Annotated in this window: 17 protein-coding genes and 1 pseudogene; 10 read left to right on the forward strand and 8 right to left on the reverse strand. The window is 70.6% G+C overall.

Translation table 11 applies throughout. The features are described 5' to 3' along the window. Positions 1-324 precede the first annotated feature (324 nt). Both AQJ67_RS29395 and AQJ67_RS48695 read right to left on the reverse strand, forming a co-directional pair. On the reverse strand, positions 325-1248 hold the full coding sequence (locus tag AQJ67_RS29395) for an RNA polymerase sigma-70 factor (protein ID WP_062722321.1): 924 nt from the start codon (positions 1246-1248) through the stop codon (positions 325-327). Positions 1249-1297: 49 nt separating this feature from the next. After that, positions 1298-1459 carry a hypothetical protein gene (locus tag AQJ67_RS48695; RefSeq protein WP_208615063.1) on the reverse strand — a complete coding sequence of 54 codons (162 nt, stop codon included), beginning with the start codon at positions 1457-1459 and terminating at the stop codon, positions 1298-1300. A gap of 179 nt (positions 1460-1638) precedes the next feature. Between AQJ67_RS48695 and AQJ67_RS29400 the strand changes: the two genes are divergently transcribed. The 6 genes from AQJ67_RS29400 to AQJ67_RS29425 all read left to right on the forward strand — a co-directional run bounded on the left by AQJ67_RS29400 (position 1639) and on the right by AQJ67_RS29425 (position 6222). Then, positions 1639-2025, forward strand: a complete 387-nt coding sequence (locus AQJ67_RS29400) for a DoxX family protein (protein ID WP_062722468.1) — start codon at positions 1639-1641, stop codon at positions 2023-2025. A 247-nt stretch (positions 2026-2272) separates the two neighbouring features. Next, entirely contained in the window at positions 2273-3115 is an 843-nt protein-coding gene (locus AQJ67_RS29405; RefSeq protein ID WP_062722322.1) for an NAD(P)H-binding protein, read from the forward strand. A gap of 95 nt (positions 3116-3210) precedes the next feature. Beyond that, the gene (locus AQJ67_RS29410) at positions 3211-3546 is read left to right on the forward strand and encodes a hypothetical protein (RefSeq protein ID WP_062722323.1); all 336 of its coding nucleotides are present in this window, start codon (positions 3211-3213) and stop codon (positions 3544-3546) included. A 284-nt stretch (positions 3547-3830) separates the two neighbouring features. Further along, positions 3831-4499 carry a glycoside hydrolase family 11 protein gene (locus tag AQJ67_RS29415; RefSeq protein WP_062722324.1) on the forward strand — a complete coding sequence of 223 codons (669 nt, stop codon included), beginning with the start codon at positions 3831-3833 and terminating at the stop codon, positions 4497-4499. Positions 4500-4574: 75 nt separating this feature from the next. Continuing rightward, positions 4575-5291: a polysaccharide deacetylase family protein gene (locus AQJ67_RS29420; protein WP_062722325.1), complete on the forward strand. Its 717-nt coding sequence runs from the start codon at positions 4575-4577 to the stop codon at positions 5289-5291. 67 nt (positions 5292-5358) lie between these two features. After that, positions 5359-6222, forward strand: coding sequence for a transporter substrate-binding domain-containing protein (locus AQJ67_RS29425; protein ID WP_062722326.1), 864 nt, complete (start codon positions 5359-5361; stop codon positions 6220-6222). A 15-nt stretch (positions 6223-6237) separates the two neighbouring features. Here the strand turns inward: AQJ67_RS29425 and AQJ67_RS29430 are convergent, their stop codons facing one another. After that, entirely contained in the window at positions 6238-7563 is a 1326-nt protein-coding gene (locus AQJ67_RS29430) for a ferredoxin reductase family protein (protein WP_208615064.1), read from the reverse strand. Between the two features lie 225 nt (positions 7564-7788). On the opposite strand from AQJ67_RS29430, the gene AQJ67_RS29435 reads away from it, so the two are divergent. Next, positions 7789-8199, forward strand: a complete 411-nt coding sequence (locus tag AQJ67_RS29435) for a peptidase inhibitor family I36 protein (RefSeq protein WP_079056248.1) — start codon at positions 7789-7791, stop codon at positions 8197-8199. A 77-nt stretch (positions 8200-8276) separates the two neighbouring features. Here the strand turns inward: AQJ67_RS29435 and AQJ67_RS29440 are convergent, their stop codons facing one another. From AQJ67_RS29440 to AQJ67_RS29455, 4 genes and pseudogenes are all read right to left on the reverse strand, one after another. Beyond that, complete coding sequence (locus AQJ67_RS29440; RefSeq protein WP_062722328.1) at positions 8277-8921, reverse strand: response regulator transcription factor; 645 nt, start codon at positions 8919-8921, stop codon at positions 8277-8279. Next, positions 8885-9526 (reverse strand): annotated as a pseudogene (locus tag AQJ67_RS29445) (sensor histidine kinase); the annotation flags it as partial. The pseudogene AQJ67_RS29445 and the gene AQJ67_RS29440, both read right to left, overlap by 37 nt. 22 nt (positions 9527-9548) lie before the next feature. Continuing rightward, positions 9549-10400, reverse strand: a complete 852-nt coding sequence (locus tag AQJ67_RS29450) for a sensor domain-containing protein (RefSeq protein ID WP_062722329.1) — start codon at positions 10398-10400, stop codon at positions 9549-9551. Between the two features lie 67 nt (positions 10401-10467). Further along, entirely contained in the window at positions 10468-11685 is a 1218-nt protein-coding gene (locus AQJ67_RS29455; protein WP_062722330.1) for an MFS transporter, read from the reverse strand. A gap of 71 nt (positions 11686-11756) precedes the next feature. Between AQJ67_RS29455 and AQJ67_RS29460 the strand changes: the two genes are divergently transcribed. From AQJ67_RS29460 to AQJ67_RS29470, 3 genes are all read left to right on the forward strand, one after another. Next, positions 11757-12731 (forward strand): ArsR/SmtB family transcription factor, encoded by a 975-nt coding sequence (locus AQJ67_RS29460; RefSeq protein ID WP_062722331.1) that lies wholly within the window; start codon positions 11757-11759, stop codon positions 12729-12731. A 19-nt stretch (positions 12732-12750) separates the two neighbouring features. Beyond that, complete coding sequence (locus AQJ67_RS29465; RefSeq protein WP_062722332.1) at positions 12751-13254, forward strand: glutathione peroxidase; 504 nt, start codon at positions 12751-12753, stop codon at positions 13252-13254. Positions 13255-13319: 65 nt separating this feature from the next. Next, a complete protein-coding gene (locus AQJ67_RS29470) occupies positions 13320-14189 on the forward strand; it encodes a MerR family transcriptional regulator (RefSeq protein WP_062722333.1) in 870 nt (289 codons plus the stop codon). Positions 14190-14344: 155 nt separating this feature from the next. Here the strand turns inward: AQJ67_RS29470 and AQJ67_RS45755 are convergent, their stop codons facing one another. Then, on the reverse strand, positions 14345-14536 hold the full coding sequence (locus tag AQJ67_RS45755) for a DUF397 domain-containing protein (RefSeq protein ID WP_079056249.1): 192 nt from the start codon (positions 14534-14536) through the stop codon (positions 14345-14347). Positions 14537-14723 lie beyond the last annotated feature (187 nt).

The raw sequence follows: 14723 nt of genomic DNA on the forward strand, positions 1-14723 counted from the left end.
TGCGGGACCCGCTGGTCTCGCAGGCTGGCGAGCACGGCCCTGGTCATGGCCGACGGGCCGCTCACCGGTGTGGCCGAAGTACCGCTGGCCTGTTCCGATCCGTTGGCACCGAGTCCACCGCGCCGGTTCCTCACCTGTCGTGGCCTCGCTACAGGGCGGCATGAGCCGGACCGAGTGACTCCCCGCACGATGGCTTCCCGGCCGTCCACGCCAGGCAGGACGCCGAGCACAGCCAGTCCGCCGGTGACGATGAACGCGGGGATTCGCGACGACCGCTCGACATCGCCCGAGGATCGGGCGAGCCGGCCCCCGCCCGTCCCAGGGTCACTTCGTCTGCCGGCGGGCCTGTTTCACCTCGCCGTCGATGGCCCAGGCGTCGGCAACCGGGCCGAGGTGGCCGAGCTTGTCGGGGTTGATCACCGAGCGGATGGTCTGGATCTGCCCGTCGAGTACGTCGAGGGCCAGGGTGTGGAGGACCTTGCCGTCCCGGTCGCGGAAGATGGCGCCGGGTTGGCCGTTGACCTCGTGCGGTTCGCACGTCACGTCGATCCTGGCCAGCAGCGGGAAGACGGAGGCCAGCAGCCGGGCCACGTTCTCGGCGCCGATGACGGCCCTGGCCAGCTGCGGGGCCTTGCCGCCGCCGTCACCGACCATCTGCACGTCGGCGGCCAGCAGATCCCGCAGGGCGGCGACATCGCCTTCGTGGAGGGCGTCGAAGAACCGCGTCGCCAGCTCCTGCCGCTCCTGACGGTCCGCTTCGAACCGCGGCCGCCCGGCCTGCATGTGCCGCCGTGCCCGTACCAGAAGCTGTCGGCACGCCGCCTCCGAACGCCCCACCGCGGAGGCGATGTCGTCGAACCCGAAACCGAAGACCTCCCGCAGCACGAACACCGACCGCTCCAGCGGGCTGAGCCGCTCCAGAAGCAGCAGCGCCGCCATCGATACCGAGTCGGCCAGCTCGGCCGAGCGCGCCGGATCCTGATACGGGTCGCTCAGCAGCGGCTCGGGGAACCACGGCCCGACGTACTCCTCCCGCCGCATCCGCGCGGAGCGCAGCACGTCGATCGAGATCCGCGTCACCGTGGCGGACAGAAACGCCTTGACCGACGTGGGGAGAGTCGTCGAACCGTCGAAGCGCAGCCACGCTTCCTGCACCGCGTCCTCGGCCTCGCTCACGCTGCCCAGAATCCGGTAGGCGATCGAGAACAGCAGGGGGCGCAGTTTCTCGAACTCCTCGACCTTGTTCACGCCGTATCCCCCTTGATGTCGTTCCACTCGGCCGTATGTCGTGGCGCGGTCACGTTCTGGTGATCTTGCGTTCGTCGGCGGGGCTGTGCAACGCCCCCTGCCCGGGGCCCGCGGCAGCGGCAGCGGCAGCGGCAGCGGCAGCGGCACGCTCGGCCTCGGTGAGGACCGTGGCCTCTCGCCACGCCGTCACCAGGTTCGGTCGCGCGTCCATCGCGTTCTCCTCCGTCCTCGTCGGGGTGGCTACACCCCTGGGACGAGACAGCCCGATGTCCTGTGACACGGACGCATGTGACCCACATCTCAATGGACTCACATGTTCGGAGATGTCACAGACGGGGGCGCTGTCTCGTCCCAGAGGAAGCAGGCAGATCCTCGATCAAGGAGCTGATGATGAACCTCGCACTCTGGGTCGTCGCCGGACTGATGGCCGCCGTCTGCCTGACCGGCAGTTCCAAGATGTTCGTGGCCAAGGAGAAGCTGGCCGTCGTGGGCGGCTCCGCCGGCCAATGGGTCGAGGACTTCAGCCCCGGTGCCCTCAAGGCCATCGGCGCCGTCGAGCTCCTGGCCGCGGCGGGCCTGATACTGCCCGCCGCGCTCGACATCGCGCCGGTCCTGGTACCGCTGGCCGCCACCGGACTGGTGCTGCTGTTCGCCGGCGCGCTGACCATGCGCCTGCGCCGTGGCGAGAGAGTGACGATCGCGGGCGACCTGGTCTACCTCGCCCTGACGCTCTTCCTGGCGTGGGGCCGCTTCGGCCCCGAGTCCTTCACCGGCTGACCACCAGGTCGGCCCCTCGATCGTCGGACTCGCGACGCTCGACGCGGACGGCTCGACGAGGACAGCCCGACGCGGACGACCCGACGCGGACGACCCGCCGAAGACGACCCGACGAAGACGACCCGACGAAGACGACCCGACGAGGACGGCCCGACGGGGTCCTCGTCGACTGCCTCCGCCCCGTCCCGTCCCGAGGTGACCGACCCTCCCCGCCTCACATCCCGCAACGAGTGAAGGAGCAACCATCATGATCCTGATCACCGGAGCCAATGGCGTCGTAGGCCGTCAGGTGCTGAACCAGCTGGTGCAGGAGGACACGGCCGTCACCGCGGTCACGCGCGGGACCGGCGAGGCCCGGCTCCCTGACGGCGTGGCAGCCGTCCGCGGAGACCTGTTCCACCCCGAGTGGATCGAGCCCGCGCTGGACGGAGTCGAAGCACTGCAGATCAGCCCGCGCGCCACCGGGCCCGGCCTCGGCGAGCTGCTGAGGCTCGCCGCCGAGCGAGGCGTACGGCGTGCGGTGTTGCTGTCGGCCACCACCGTGGAGCACCTGGCGGGGGAGGCCCGTTTCGCCGCCCAGTTCAAGCATGCCGAGGAACTCGTCATGAGGTCGGGTCTGGAGTGGACGATCCTTCGCCTGGCCGACTTCGCCGCCAACGCACTGGCCTGGGCACCCCAGATCAGGGCCGGTGACGTGGTGCGCGGCGCGTACGGCCGGGCCGCCACCTCTCCCCTCCACGAAGCCGACATCGCGGCGGTCGCCGTACGCGCTCTACGGGGCGGCCTTGGCACGAAGGCGATCCACACGCTGACCGGGCCGCAGTCACTGGACCAGATCGAGAAGGTGCGGCTCATCGGCGCCGCCACAGGCCGGACGCTGTCCTTCCAGGAGCTCTCGCCCGAGCAGGTGCGGCAGGGCATGCTCGCCCAAGGGCTGCCCGAGGAGATCCCCGCCCGGCTGCTCGGCTCCCTCGCCGACTACGCCAACCGGCCGGGCCCCACCACCAGCACCGTGGAAGACCTGCTGGGCCGGCCGGCACTCACCTTCGCCGACTGGGCACGCGACAACGCGCCCGCCTTCGGCGGCTGATCAGCGCCGACCAGCCGACGCCCGCCGCAGTAGAGCCTGGGCAGCCTGCCGTAAAGCTGTCGAGCCCGACGCTGCGTCGGCTCTACCCTTCCGGCATGGCCCACGGAAAGACCTCGTACGTCTGCCTGCCCTGCCGGGCCTCGTACAAGCAGCCCTACCCCGGCTACCACGACCACGACCGGGTCTGTCCGCGCTGCGCCGAACCACTGATCCACGTCGGCTCCGCCTTCGCGGCACCCAAGCGCCGGGACACCGCCGCGTGGCGCGTCCTCTCCGTGCTGCTGCACGCCGGTGTGCGCTTCCACAAGAGCTGCTGCGGCGGCCCCGGCTACCGCCCCCGCACCCTCAGCGAGGTGCGCGAGCGGATGGCCTACGCCCGGGCCACCGGAGAACCGTTCGCTCGGGCCCTGGTCCGCCGCGAGCTGCCCTAGGAGCCAGAGCAGTCCGTGAATGCGCTGGGCTGCACAAAAATCCCTCGAAACATTCGAAGAGCCAATTTGGCCTTTTGATCTCGCAGCCACTTTGCTGTCGATCACTATTAATTCGGTCCAGCCGACATCATCCCCATCAGGTGAAATACCTTCCGCAGAGATCCATTAACCGATCGAATGTTTCGAGCGCAGTGCCGAAACTATTGACACTTGGCAGGGTCATACCAAAACTGTCGCCGTTGACAGAGCAGCCTCTCGATCGAGAACGAGGAGGAAGCACGCTCATGAACGACGGACCCGCGAACCCGACGCGCCGAAGCGTCTGCAGCCTGCTGCTGGCCACCGGGGCCACGTTGGCCCTGCCCGGCACCGCCGAGGCGGCCACGGTCGTCACCACTAACCAGACCGGGACGAACAACGGGTATTACTACTCGTTCTGGACGGACAGCCAGGGCACGGTCTCGATGACCCTGAACTCCGGTGGGAACTACAGCACTTCGTGGCGAAACACCGGGAACTTCGTCGCCGGCAAGGGCTGGAGCAACGGCTCACGCCGGACCGTTACCTATTCCGGCAGCTTCACCCCGTCCGGCAACGGCTACCTGACCCTCTACGGGTGGACGTCGAACCCGCTCGTCGAGTACTACGTCGTCGACAACTGGGGCACTTACCGGCCCACCGGAACGTACAAGGGCACGGTCACCAGCGACGGCGGCACGTACGACATCTACCAGACCACTCGCTACAACGCCCCGTCCGTCGAAGGCACCCGCACGTTCAACCAGTACTGGAGCGTCCGGCAGGCGAAGCGAACCGGCGGCACCATCACCACCGGCAACCACTTCGACGCCTGGGCCCGCGCCGGAATGCCCCTGGGGAGCTTCAGCTACTACATGATCCTCGCCACCGAGGGATACCAGAGCAGCGGGAGTTCCAACATCACGGTGCGCTAGGCCACTTCGGGGAGCGGGGAATCCGCCCTGGTCCCCGCCCCCCCATAAAAGGACCAGGCTGGAGGACCGCTCCTCATGAAAGCAACCCCGCGTCTCTCACTCCTCGCCGTCGCCTCGCTCGCCGTCGCCGGCACCCTCACCGTCGACACCGCCGCCCCGGCACAGGCCGCCGCCTGCAACGGGTACGTCGGGCTCACCTTCGACGACGGACCGTCCAGCAGCACCCCGGCCCTGCTCAACGCGCTCACGCAGAACGGGCTGCGGGCCACGATGTTCAACCAGGGCCAGTACGCCGCCGCCTACCCGGCCCGGGTCAGAGCCCAGGTCAGTGCCGGTATGTGGGTCGGCAACCACAGCTACACCCACCCTCATCTGACCCAGCAGAGTCAGGCGACGGTCGACTCGGAGATCTCCCGGACGCAGCAGGCCATCGCGGCCGCGGGCGGCGGTACGCCGAAGCTGTTCAGGCCGCCGTACGGCGAGACCAACTCGACGGTGAAGGCCGTCGCGGCCAAGTACGGGCTGACCGAGATCATCTGGAACGTCGACTCGCAGGACTGGAACGGCGCGAGCACCGACGCGATCGTGGCGGCGGCCGGCCGGCTCACCAACGGCCAGGTCATCCTCATGCACGACTGGTCCGCCAACTCCCTCGCGGCGATCCCCCGCATCGCCCAGGGGTTGGCCGCCCGGGGCCTGTGCGCCGGCATGATCTCCCCGCAGACCGGCCGCGCCGTGGCTCCGACGGCCGCAGGGGCACATACGCGTTCGGCGAGTGATCGACTGGGGTAGCGAAGCGGAGATGCCAGGTTGTGATGAGGCAGCCCCAGCAGCCGACTCCCGGTCAGGAAGTGAAGCCATGCCCCACAGAACCGCCTTGACCGCGCTCGCCCTCGCGCTCGTCACCGCCGTCGGCGGAACGGCCGCCTACGCCACGCAGGTCGACACCGCGTCCAGCACTGCCGGCCGGCCCCCGTCCAGCCCGTCCAGCCCGGCCGGCCGGCACCACCCCAGCACCACCCTTCTGGACAAGGTGCCCGAGCGCGGGGTGCTGCGCGTCTGCACCACCGGCGACTACCGGCCGTTCAGCCACCTGGACCCCGCCACGAAGTCGTACACCGGCATCGACGTCGACATGGCGAGGAACCTGGCGAGCAGCCTGGGCGTGAAGCCCCGGTTCGTGGCGACCACTTGGGCAGAGCTCGTGGCCGACCTGACGGCGGGCAAGTGCGACCTCGGGATGGGAGGGGTCTCCGTGACACTGGCCAGGGCGCGCAAGGCGTACTTCAGCACGCCCTACCTCGTGGACGGCAAGGCCGCGATTGCCCGCTGTAAGGACAAGGACAAGTACCAGTCGCTGAAGGAGATCGACCAGCCGGGTGTCCGGGTGATCGTCAACCCCGGCGGTACCAACGAGGCGTTCGCCAAGGCCAACATCCACCAGGCGACCCTCGTCACCCACCCCGACAACACCACGATCTTCGACGAGATCGTCGCGGGCCACGCCGACGTGATGATCACGGACGGCAGCGAGACCGAGTACCAGGCCAAGCTCCACCCGGAGCTCTGCGCGATCAACCCGGACAAGCCCTTCACCTTCGGCGAGAAGGCGTACCTGCTGCCACGTGGCGACGAGGAGTTCAAGGAGTACGTCGACCAGTGGGTGCACCTGGCCACCCACGACGGTACCTACGACGGTTACGCGGCGGACTGGCTCAGCTGACGCGGGGCGCCCCGGTCAGGCCAGGCCGAACCTCTCGGCGTGCACCTGGCGCGCGGGTACCCGCAGCTCCCGCAGGCCGGAGAGCACCGAAGCCGTCATGGCGGGCGGGCCGCAGACGTACACGTCGCGTTCGGTGACGTCGGGGACCAGCCGGCGCAGGTTCTCCGGGCCGAACGGCGGGGTGCCGTACTCGGCGGTCCTGCCCGTGAGCAGGTGCAGCCGCCCGCCCCGCAGCGCGACCAGGTGGCGCACCGCGTCGGCCTCGCCGCGCACCCGGTACAGCACGACGACGTCACCGGTCGTCTCCTCCTCCAGCATGGCCCGCACGGGAGTGATCCCCACGCCGCCGGCGATCAGCAGGGTGCCGGGCCGGGTCCGGTGCAGCGAGGTGAACGCGCCGTACGGTCCCTCGACGTAGGCGCGGGTGCCGACCGGGACGTCGCGCAGGCCGGCGCTGGCGCTGCCCGCCGCCTTCGCCGTCAGGCGCAGACCCTGAGGGCTCGGAGCCGCCGACAGGGAGAAGGGGTTGGCCGGCCACCAGTGGTGGTGCCCGGGGAACCGCCAGATGCAGAACTGGCCCGCGCGGGCGGGGAGTTTGTCGAGGTGGCGGCCGGTGACGTACACGGAGACCACGTCGTCCGACTCCGGCACCACGGCCGTGACGGTGAAGCGGTGGTAGGCGTTGCGCCACAGCGGCACGACGACCCGGCCTGCCAGCAGGGCGCCGAAGGCGAACAGCCACAGGATCCACCAGTAGGCCGTGGCGAACGCGGAGGACGTGAACGTCGTCGTCTCCTGCAACTGGTGGACGAAGGCCAGGCCCAGGGCGACGTAGAGGAGCAGGTGCAGGCCGTGCCAGACCTCGTACGGGAGGCGGCGGCGCAGGGGGCGGGTGGAGATCGCCGCGATCACGACGACGACGGCCGCGGCGAGCATGCCCAGCAGGGAGGCCGGCACCCCGCTCAGCGCGACGAACGTCTTCCCCATGGACGCGTCGTCGAGCGTCGCGTAGCCGAGCACCACCAGGGTGGCGTGGGTGAGGACGGTCCACAGCAGGGTGAAGCCGACCCAGCGGTGCCACACCGTCAGCCGGTCCATGCCGATACGGCGGTCCAGCCACGGCAGTCGGGCCACCAGCAGCAGTTGGAACAGCAGGAGCAGGGCCGCGTGCAGGCCGAAGAACTTCGCGACCGTGAGCACGCTGTTCTTGCCCTCACCGGCGCTGACGAACAGCGCCTCGACGATCACCGTGTTGGCGATGACGAAGGCCCACATCGCCGAGCGCGCCGCGTCCACCGGGAGGACGGTGCCTGTGCGCACCGTGTTGTTCGCCGTCGCCATGGTCGCCTCACCACATGAAGATCGAGTGATTCGTCCGGATACGCACCTCGGTCGGACAAGCATACGGACCCCGGGTCCAAAATCCCTTGATCGGAAACCGATCGACTTCTTAGAGTCCCTCTCGGTCCTCTTCGGTCGCGCCTTGCGCAACTTCGACCACTTCCGAAGGGGCCCGATCCAGGATCAGAGGCACCAGCGGTGCCTCATGGCAAGGGGGAACAAGACATGGCAGATTCCAGGAAGTTGGCCGTCGCTTTCGCCGCGACGGCTGCGATTCTCACCCTCGGCAGCGTCCCGGCGCAGGCGGCGCAGGAGAGCACCGCGGCCTCGACTCGGGTCGTGAACTGCGCCACCGGCCGCATGTGCATGTACGAGGACGCCAGCTACACGGGCAGCAAGTACGTCAACTGGAAGCCGACCGGCACCAACCAGAAGTACCAGATCGACGGTTGGAACGGGGACAACGAGATCACGTCGCTGATCAACAACACCAGCTACAACATTCGGCTTTACGACAACGACGACTACTCCGGTAGGTCGATGTGCGTCGTGAAGAACAGCTCCATCAACAACCTGAAGAACTGGTGGATCTTCAACGACAAGGCCGAGAGCGCCAAGACCGTGGCCAACTGCTAGCGGCGCGGGCGGGGGACGTGCAGGCGGCCCCCGCCCCCGGCAGTCACCGGACGGCATCCGTCGATGCCGTCCCGGCGTCACTGGTCCAGATACGCCAGCACCGCCAGCACCCGGCGGTTGTCGCCGTCCGTCGGCAGCAGTCCCAGCTTGGTGAAGATGTTGCCGATGTGCTTGGCGACGGCCTTCTCCGTGATGAACAGGCCCTGCGCGATACCGGCGTTGGAGCGCCCCTGGGCCACCCACTCCAGAACCTCGCGCTCGCGTGCCGAAAGGCTGCCCACGGCCTCGTCCCGCTCCTTGCGGGTCAGGAGCCCCGCGACCACCTCGGGGTCCATGACCGTACCGCCCTCGGCCACCCGGCGGATGGAGTCCAGGAACTGGCTGCCGTTGGTGACCCGGTCCTTCAGCAGATAGCCCACGGCCCGGCCGCCGTCCGCGAGCAACTCGCGGGCGTAGAGCGGCTCGACGTACTGGGAGAGCAGCAGGATCGGCAGGTCCGGGAGCCGTTCGCGGGCCGTCAGCGCCGCGCGCAGGCCCTCGTCCGTGAACGTCGGCGGCAGCCGCACGTCGACCACCGCGACGTCCGGCCGCTCACCGACGAGCGCGTCCAGCAGTTCCGTACCGTTGTCCACCGCCGCGACGACCTCGTGGCCGTGGGCGCCGAGCAGACGGACGAGCCCGTCCCTCAGGAGGAAGTGGTCTTCGGCGAGGGCAATACGCACGGAAGCTCCATCGTCACCAGCGTCGGTCCGTTCACGGGGCTGTGCACGGCGAGCACCCCGTCGAAGGTGGCGAGCCGGCGCTCGATGCCCCGCAGACCGCTGCCGCGCGAGGCGTCCGCGCCGCCGTGGCCGTCGTCGGTGACGGTGATGCGCAGCATTCCGTGAGCGTAATGGATGTCGATCAGCGCCTGTCCGGCACCGGAGTGCTTGGCGACGTTGGTGAGAACCTCCGAGACCGCGAAGTACGCGGCGGACTCGACCGGCGTCTCGGGCCGGCCCGGCAGGTCGATCTCGACCTCGGTGCGGACCGGGCAGACCATCGCCAACGCCCGTACGGCGTCGGCGAGTCCACGGTCGGCGAGGACCGGGGGATGGATGCCGCGCACCAGGTCGCGCAGTTCGGCCAGCGCCTTGGCGGAGGACTCGCGCGCCTCGACGAGCAGGGCGCGCACGGCCTCGGGGTTGGTCTCCAGGAGGTTCTCGGCGGCGTCCAGGGTCATGCCCATCGCCACCAGGCGGGCCTGGGCGCCGTCGTGCAGGTCGCGTTCGATACGGCGGATCTCGGCCATCTGCGTGTCGACGGCGTCGGAGCGGGTCGCGGCCAGGTGCCAGGGCCTGTCCGGCGGATCAGGCCGGCTTCAAGGAACGGCGCCTCATCAACTCAGGTGAGCGGGGCCTGGTGCGTCCAGCTGCAAGGCGGAGGAGGGCGGCGACGCGGAGCGTCGGCAACCGACGACAACGCCGCAGATGGGCGCACCAGGCCCCGCGACGCCGGCATGATCCGCCGGACAGGCCCTGGATCCGGCCGGCCATCAGCTCGCTCTCGCTCGGGGCGAGCATCGCGCGGGTGTACAGGGCGTGCCGGCGCACGACGCGCGGCGCCGCCCACAGGGCCAGCGGCAGTTGCAGGACGCCGAGTACCCCGGCGAGCACGGCGGTGGCCTGCCCCTCGATCGGGACGAACTGGTACCACAGGCCGTCCCACTCGGCGGAGAGCGGGACACCGAAGAAGGCGAGGAAGATCCCCCACACGCCGCTCAGGACCAGGGCGAGGGGAAGGAAGGCGAGGAGCGCGCCGGCCAGCGGGTCGACCAGCACCCAGACGTACTCCCGCCGGGTCTGCGGGTCGCTCATGATCCACCGGTAGCGGGCGACCACCCCGGACGCCCCCTCGGGCACGGGTGGCAGCGGGCCGGGCGGGCCCGGTATCTCCACGCCCGACCAGCGCAGCGCCAGTGCGCGCCGACGGGCGGCCAGGTCGCGGATCCCCTCCATGGCGCGCGGCACCAAGCCGAGGCCGGGGCCCATCAGGCTGATCGCCCCGCAGACCGACAGTGACCGGCCGAGGGCCGCCGTCGCCGTCCAGCACAGGGTCAGCGCCCGCCGCAGCCCCACCCATCCGGCCGTGACGGAGAACCCCCCGGGCCCTGTGCTCTCGTCGGCCGGACGGTTCCCCCCGAGCCGCTTCGCGCGGTCCATACGACTCGCTCCCCTCTGTCGCCTGTGCGGTGATGTCTCCGGTACGGGGGCCGAAGCGCCCGTGCCCTCATTCTGGCGACACCGGGGCCCGCAAGTCGGTGGGAAAAACTCCCCTCTCCGCGTCCCGCTCCTCCCCGCGGCTCGCCACCGCCAGGGTCACGGTCACCGCCAGCGAGGCGACCGCCATGGCCGTCATCGCCGTCGCGGGCGAGGTCAGTTGGGCGATCGAGCCGGCGAGGGCGGCGCTGAGTCCCTGCAGGGTGAGCATTCCGGCGGCGCGCAACCCGAGGGCGTGGCCCGCGAGTTCGTCCGGGGTGAGGGACATGAGGCGCTCCTGCTGGGCGAGGCTCGCGCCGAAGCCGACGGAGGCGACGCACACGGCCAGCGCGGCCCAGGGCGTGCCCGGCCGCAGGGCGAAGAGCAGGTACGGCGTGGCCAGCAGGAGGAGCAGCGGGACCGGCAGGCGGGAGCGCAGGGCGGGCGGTACGAAGCGGCCGACGGTCAGATCGCCGACGAACATGCCCAGCGCCGCGGCGGCGAACAGGGTGCCGGCGGCCCCGGAGTCGTAGGAGACGAAGAGGGATTCACAGCCGACGATCAGCCCGTTGGGGATCCACAGGCCCAGGTAGGTGAGGCGGCGGGGGCGCGAGGACCACAGGAGGGCGTTGGTGCGCCAGGTCGCCGCTACGGACGGGCGGCCCGCGCTGCGGGGCGGGCGGGCGGTCAGGCCCAGGCGGAAGACGAGGGACGCGGTGGCGTACAGCGCCGCCGACAGCATCAGACAGCTCCGGGGGGACAGCAGCGTCAGCAGGGCGCCGCCCGTCGCGAACCCGACGACCTGCACCAGCCCGAACACCATGTTGAACACCGAACGGCCCAGTACGAAGCCGTCCTTGGGCAGGATCTCGTTCAGCAGACCGCCGGTCACTCCCCCGCCCAGCGAGGCGATCAGGCCCTGGAGGAAGATCACGCCGAAGATCGCCCCGACGGGCAGGCCGGGCAGGGCCAGCACCGTCGTACAGGCGGCGAAGGCGAGGCTGATGGAGCCCAGCGTCGCCCGCGGGGGCAGCCGGTCGGCGCCCGACAGGAGGAAGGTCGCCCCGAGCATCTGCGCGAGCTGCGGCCCGAACATGCTCACCGCCGACAGCAGCGGCGAGTCGGTGGCCCGGTAGACCAGCGTGGCCAGCGCCAGCCCGCCGATCGTCAGGGCGGCGCCCTGGGCCGCGGAGGCGAGGAAGAACGGGGTGAACTCGGGGGTGCGGAAGAGCTCGCGGTAGCTGCGCATGCGCGGAGTCTGCGGCGCCGGAAGCGGGGGGTCGTATTGTTTCGCGCGGACGCGAAACACCGGGGGTGCGCATGGGGTGGTGGCAGCTCAACGCGGACACGCTCGCCCGCAGCCGCTTCGTCCTCTCCCCGTTCACCGAGACCCTCGCGAGCCTGAAGCTGCTGCACGCGGGCACGCCCGCGCACCCCGGCGAGCAGGCCTGGCTCCGCGCCCATCTGCCCGCCTACCGCGCCCGCCTCGCCGCCGACCCCACGACCGCGCGGCTCGTGCGCGCCGCCCTCGGCCGGTCCTGGATCGCCGACTTCGTCACCCCCACCCCGAAGGACGGGGAGAGCTTCGAGGAGGTCGTCGCCCGGGTGCGCTCCGCCGACCCCGCCGCCGCACGCGCCCACCTCACCGTCTCCCTCGCCGGCCCGCTGCCCGCCGTACTCGACCGCGACGACCTCCCCGACCGCGCCGCCGCGCTCCTGGAGTACGTCTGGACCCGGACCGTACGGCCGTACTGGGACCGGCGCCGGCGCATCCTGGAGGCGGACGTGGCCGCCCGGACCGCGCGGGTGAGCCAGGGCGGCTGGGCGGCGGTGCTGGACTCCCTGCGGCCGGGGCAGACCCGCTGGCTCGGCGAGAACCGGCTCCAGGTGAACCTGCACGAGTACCCGCCCCGCGAGATCTCCGGCGCCGAGCTCGTCTTCATGCCGGTCACCCCGAGGACCGGCTGGGTCTCCTGGGAGGAGCCCGACCGGTACGCCCTCGTCTACGCCTGCACGGGCGCCCTCGCCGACCCGGGCGCCCGGCCCGTCCCCGCGAGCCTCGGCGCCCTGCTGGGACCGGCCCGGGCCACGGTCCTCGTCCTCCTGGGCTCCCCCATGAGCACGAGCCAGCTGGTCGCGGTGACGGGCCAGAGCCTGGGCTCGGTCGGACGGCATCTGCGGGTGCTGCTGGACGCGGGGCTGGTGGAGCGGCGGCGGGCGGGACGGTCGGTGCTGTACTCGCGGACGGCGGCGGGGGACACCCTCGTCGACGCCCGGCGCCGGTCCGACACGTAGCGGAGTTAGCATCCGCTTCATGACAACCCATGACAGCAGCTCCCCCCTCGACGTCGACATCAACACCCTCACCGGCGGCGCCGCCGACCTCGCCCAGTACGCCGGCCAGGCGGTCCTCGTCGTGAACGTCGCCTCCAAGTGCGGCCTCACCCCGCAGTACAACGGCCTGGAGAAGCTCCAGGAGCGCTACGCGGAGCGCGGCTTCACCGTGCTCGGCGTGCCCTGCAACCAGTTCATGGGACAGGAGCCCGGCAGCGCCGAGGAGATCGCCGAGTTCTGCTCGGCGACGTACGGCGTGACCTTCCCGATGACCGAGAAGGTCGAGGTGAACGGGGAGGGACGGCACCCGCTGTACGAGCGTCTGGTCGGTTTCGCCGACGCCGAGGGGCACAGCGGCGACATCCGCTGGAACTTCGAGAAGTTCCTGATCGGCCGGGACGGCACCGTCGTCGCCCGCTTCTCGCCGCAGACCGAGCCGGAGGCCGCGGAACTGGTGGCGGCCGTCGAGGCCCAGCTGGTGTAGCCGGGGTTGACCTTGCCCCTGGGGCAGGGCCGAGCGTCCTTCGCACCGGGCGGAAGAGCCGCCCGGTGACGGAGGATGAGGCAGTGGACGACGAACTGCTCACGATCGGCGTGTTCGCCGCACGGGCCAGGCTCTCGGCCAAGGCGTTGCGCCTGTACGACCGTCTGGGGCTGCTGCCTCCCGTGCGGGTCGACGAGGTCAGTGGCTACCGCTACTACCGCGCCGGCCAGATCGAGCGCGCCCGCCTGGTGGCGCTGCTGCGCCAGCTGGACATGCCGCTCGCACGGGTCGCGGAGGTGGTCGAGGCACCGGACGGGGCCGCGGCCGCGGCCCGGCTCGACGCGTACTGGGCGGATGTCGAGGCGCGGGTGGCGGGGCAGCGGACGCTCGCCGAGTACCTCCGTGGACGGCTGTCGGGGAGGAGCTCCGAGATGTACGGCAAGTTCGTGGTCGAGACGGTGGACGTGCCCGAGCAGGTGGTGATCGGCGAGGCCCGCCATGTGCTGGCGGGCGAGCTGCCTACGTGGATCGGGGCGTCACTGGGCCGGCTGGAGTCGGCGGCGCGGGAGTGCGGCGGGATCACGGGGCCGCCGTTCGTCGTGTACCACTCCGAGGTGTCGATGGAGAGCGACGGTCCCGCCGAGTCGTGCGTACCGGTGGCGGACGAGGCGGCGGCCCGGGCGTGGGCCGAGCAGCACGGCCGTACCGGGGAGACGAAGGTGCGGGTGCAGCCCGCCCAGCGGCTGGCCTACACCCGCGTCACCAAGGCCCAGGTGGCCCATCCGCAGATTCTGGCGGCCTTCGAGGCGGTGGAGGAGTGGATCGCCCGGGAGGGCCTGGAACAGACGGGCCCGTGCCGGGAGGTGTACTTCGCGGACTGGGAGGCGGCGGGGGCGGAGGACCCGGTGTGCGATGTGGCGTTCCCGGTGAGGTGACCCGCCGGGCCGCACCGGAAAGGCCCTGGGGGCCGGGGCACAGCCGAGCCCTCTCGGCAAGGACGGCGGGCTGGTCGAGAGGGCTCTTCCTGTGGTGCTTGTGCAGTTGTGGTTCGTGCGGTCGGTTGAGGGTGAGGATCAGCCGGAACCGCCCCTCACGCCTTGACCGACGCCACGAAGGTGTTCCACGCGGTCGCGGGGAACGCCAGGATCGGGCCCGCGGGAACCTTGGAGTCCCGCACCGCCATGGCCGCCGTGACCGGCGACTTGATCTCGACGCAAGCGCCGTTCCCTGTGGAGTACGAGGACTTGGTCCACGTGTCCGTGGCACCCTGACGAATTGCCATGTTTGCTCCGAATTGCCAGATGTTGAGTTGCTGTCACCGCACTGCGCGTCCGGACCGGAACCCGCAGCGCGATTCACGCCAGCCTTGTTGCTCGGTGGCGTGATCGACGCTACTCGCCAACATCGGCTGACGAAGCGACTATTCACTCGGGTGGGTGGCATATTCCATTGGAGTCTTCCGCCCCGCC

Source organism: Streptomyces caeruleatus (assembly GCF_001514235.1).
In the GTDB taxonomy this organism is placed as follows: Bacteria; Actinomycetota; Actinomycetes; order Streptomycetales; family Streptomycetaceae; genus Streptomyces; species Streptomyces caeruleatus.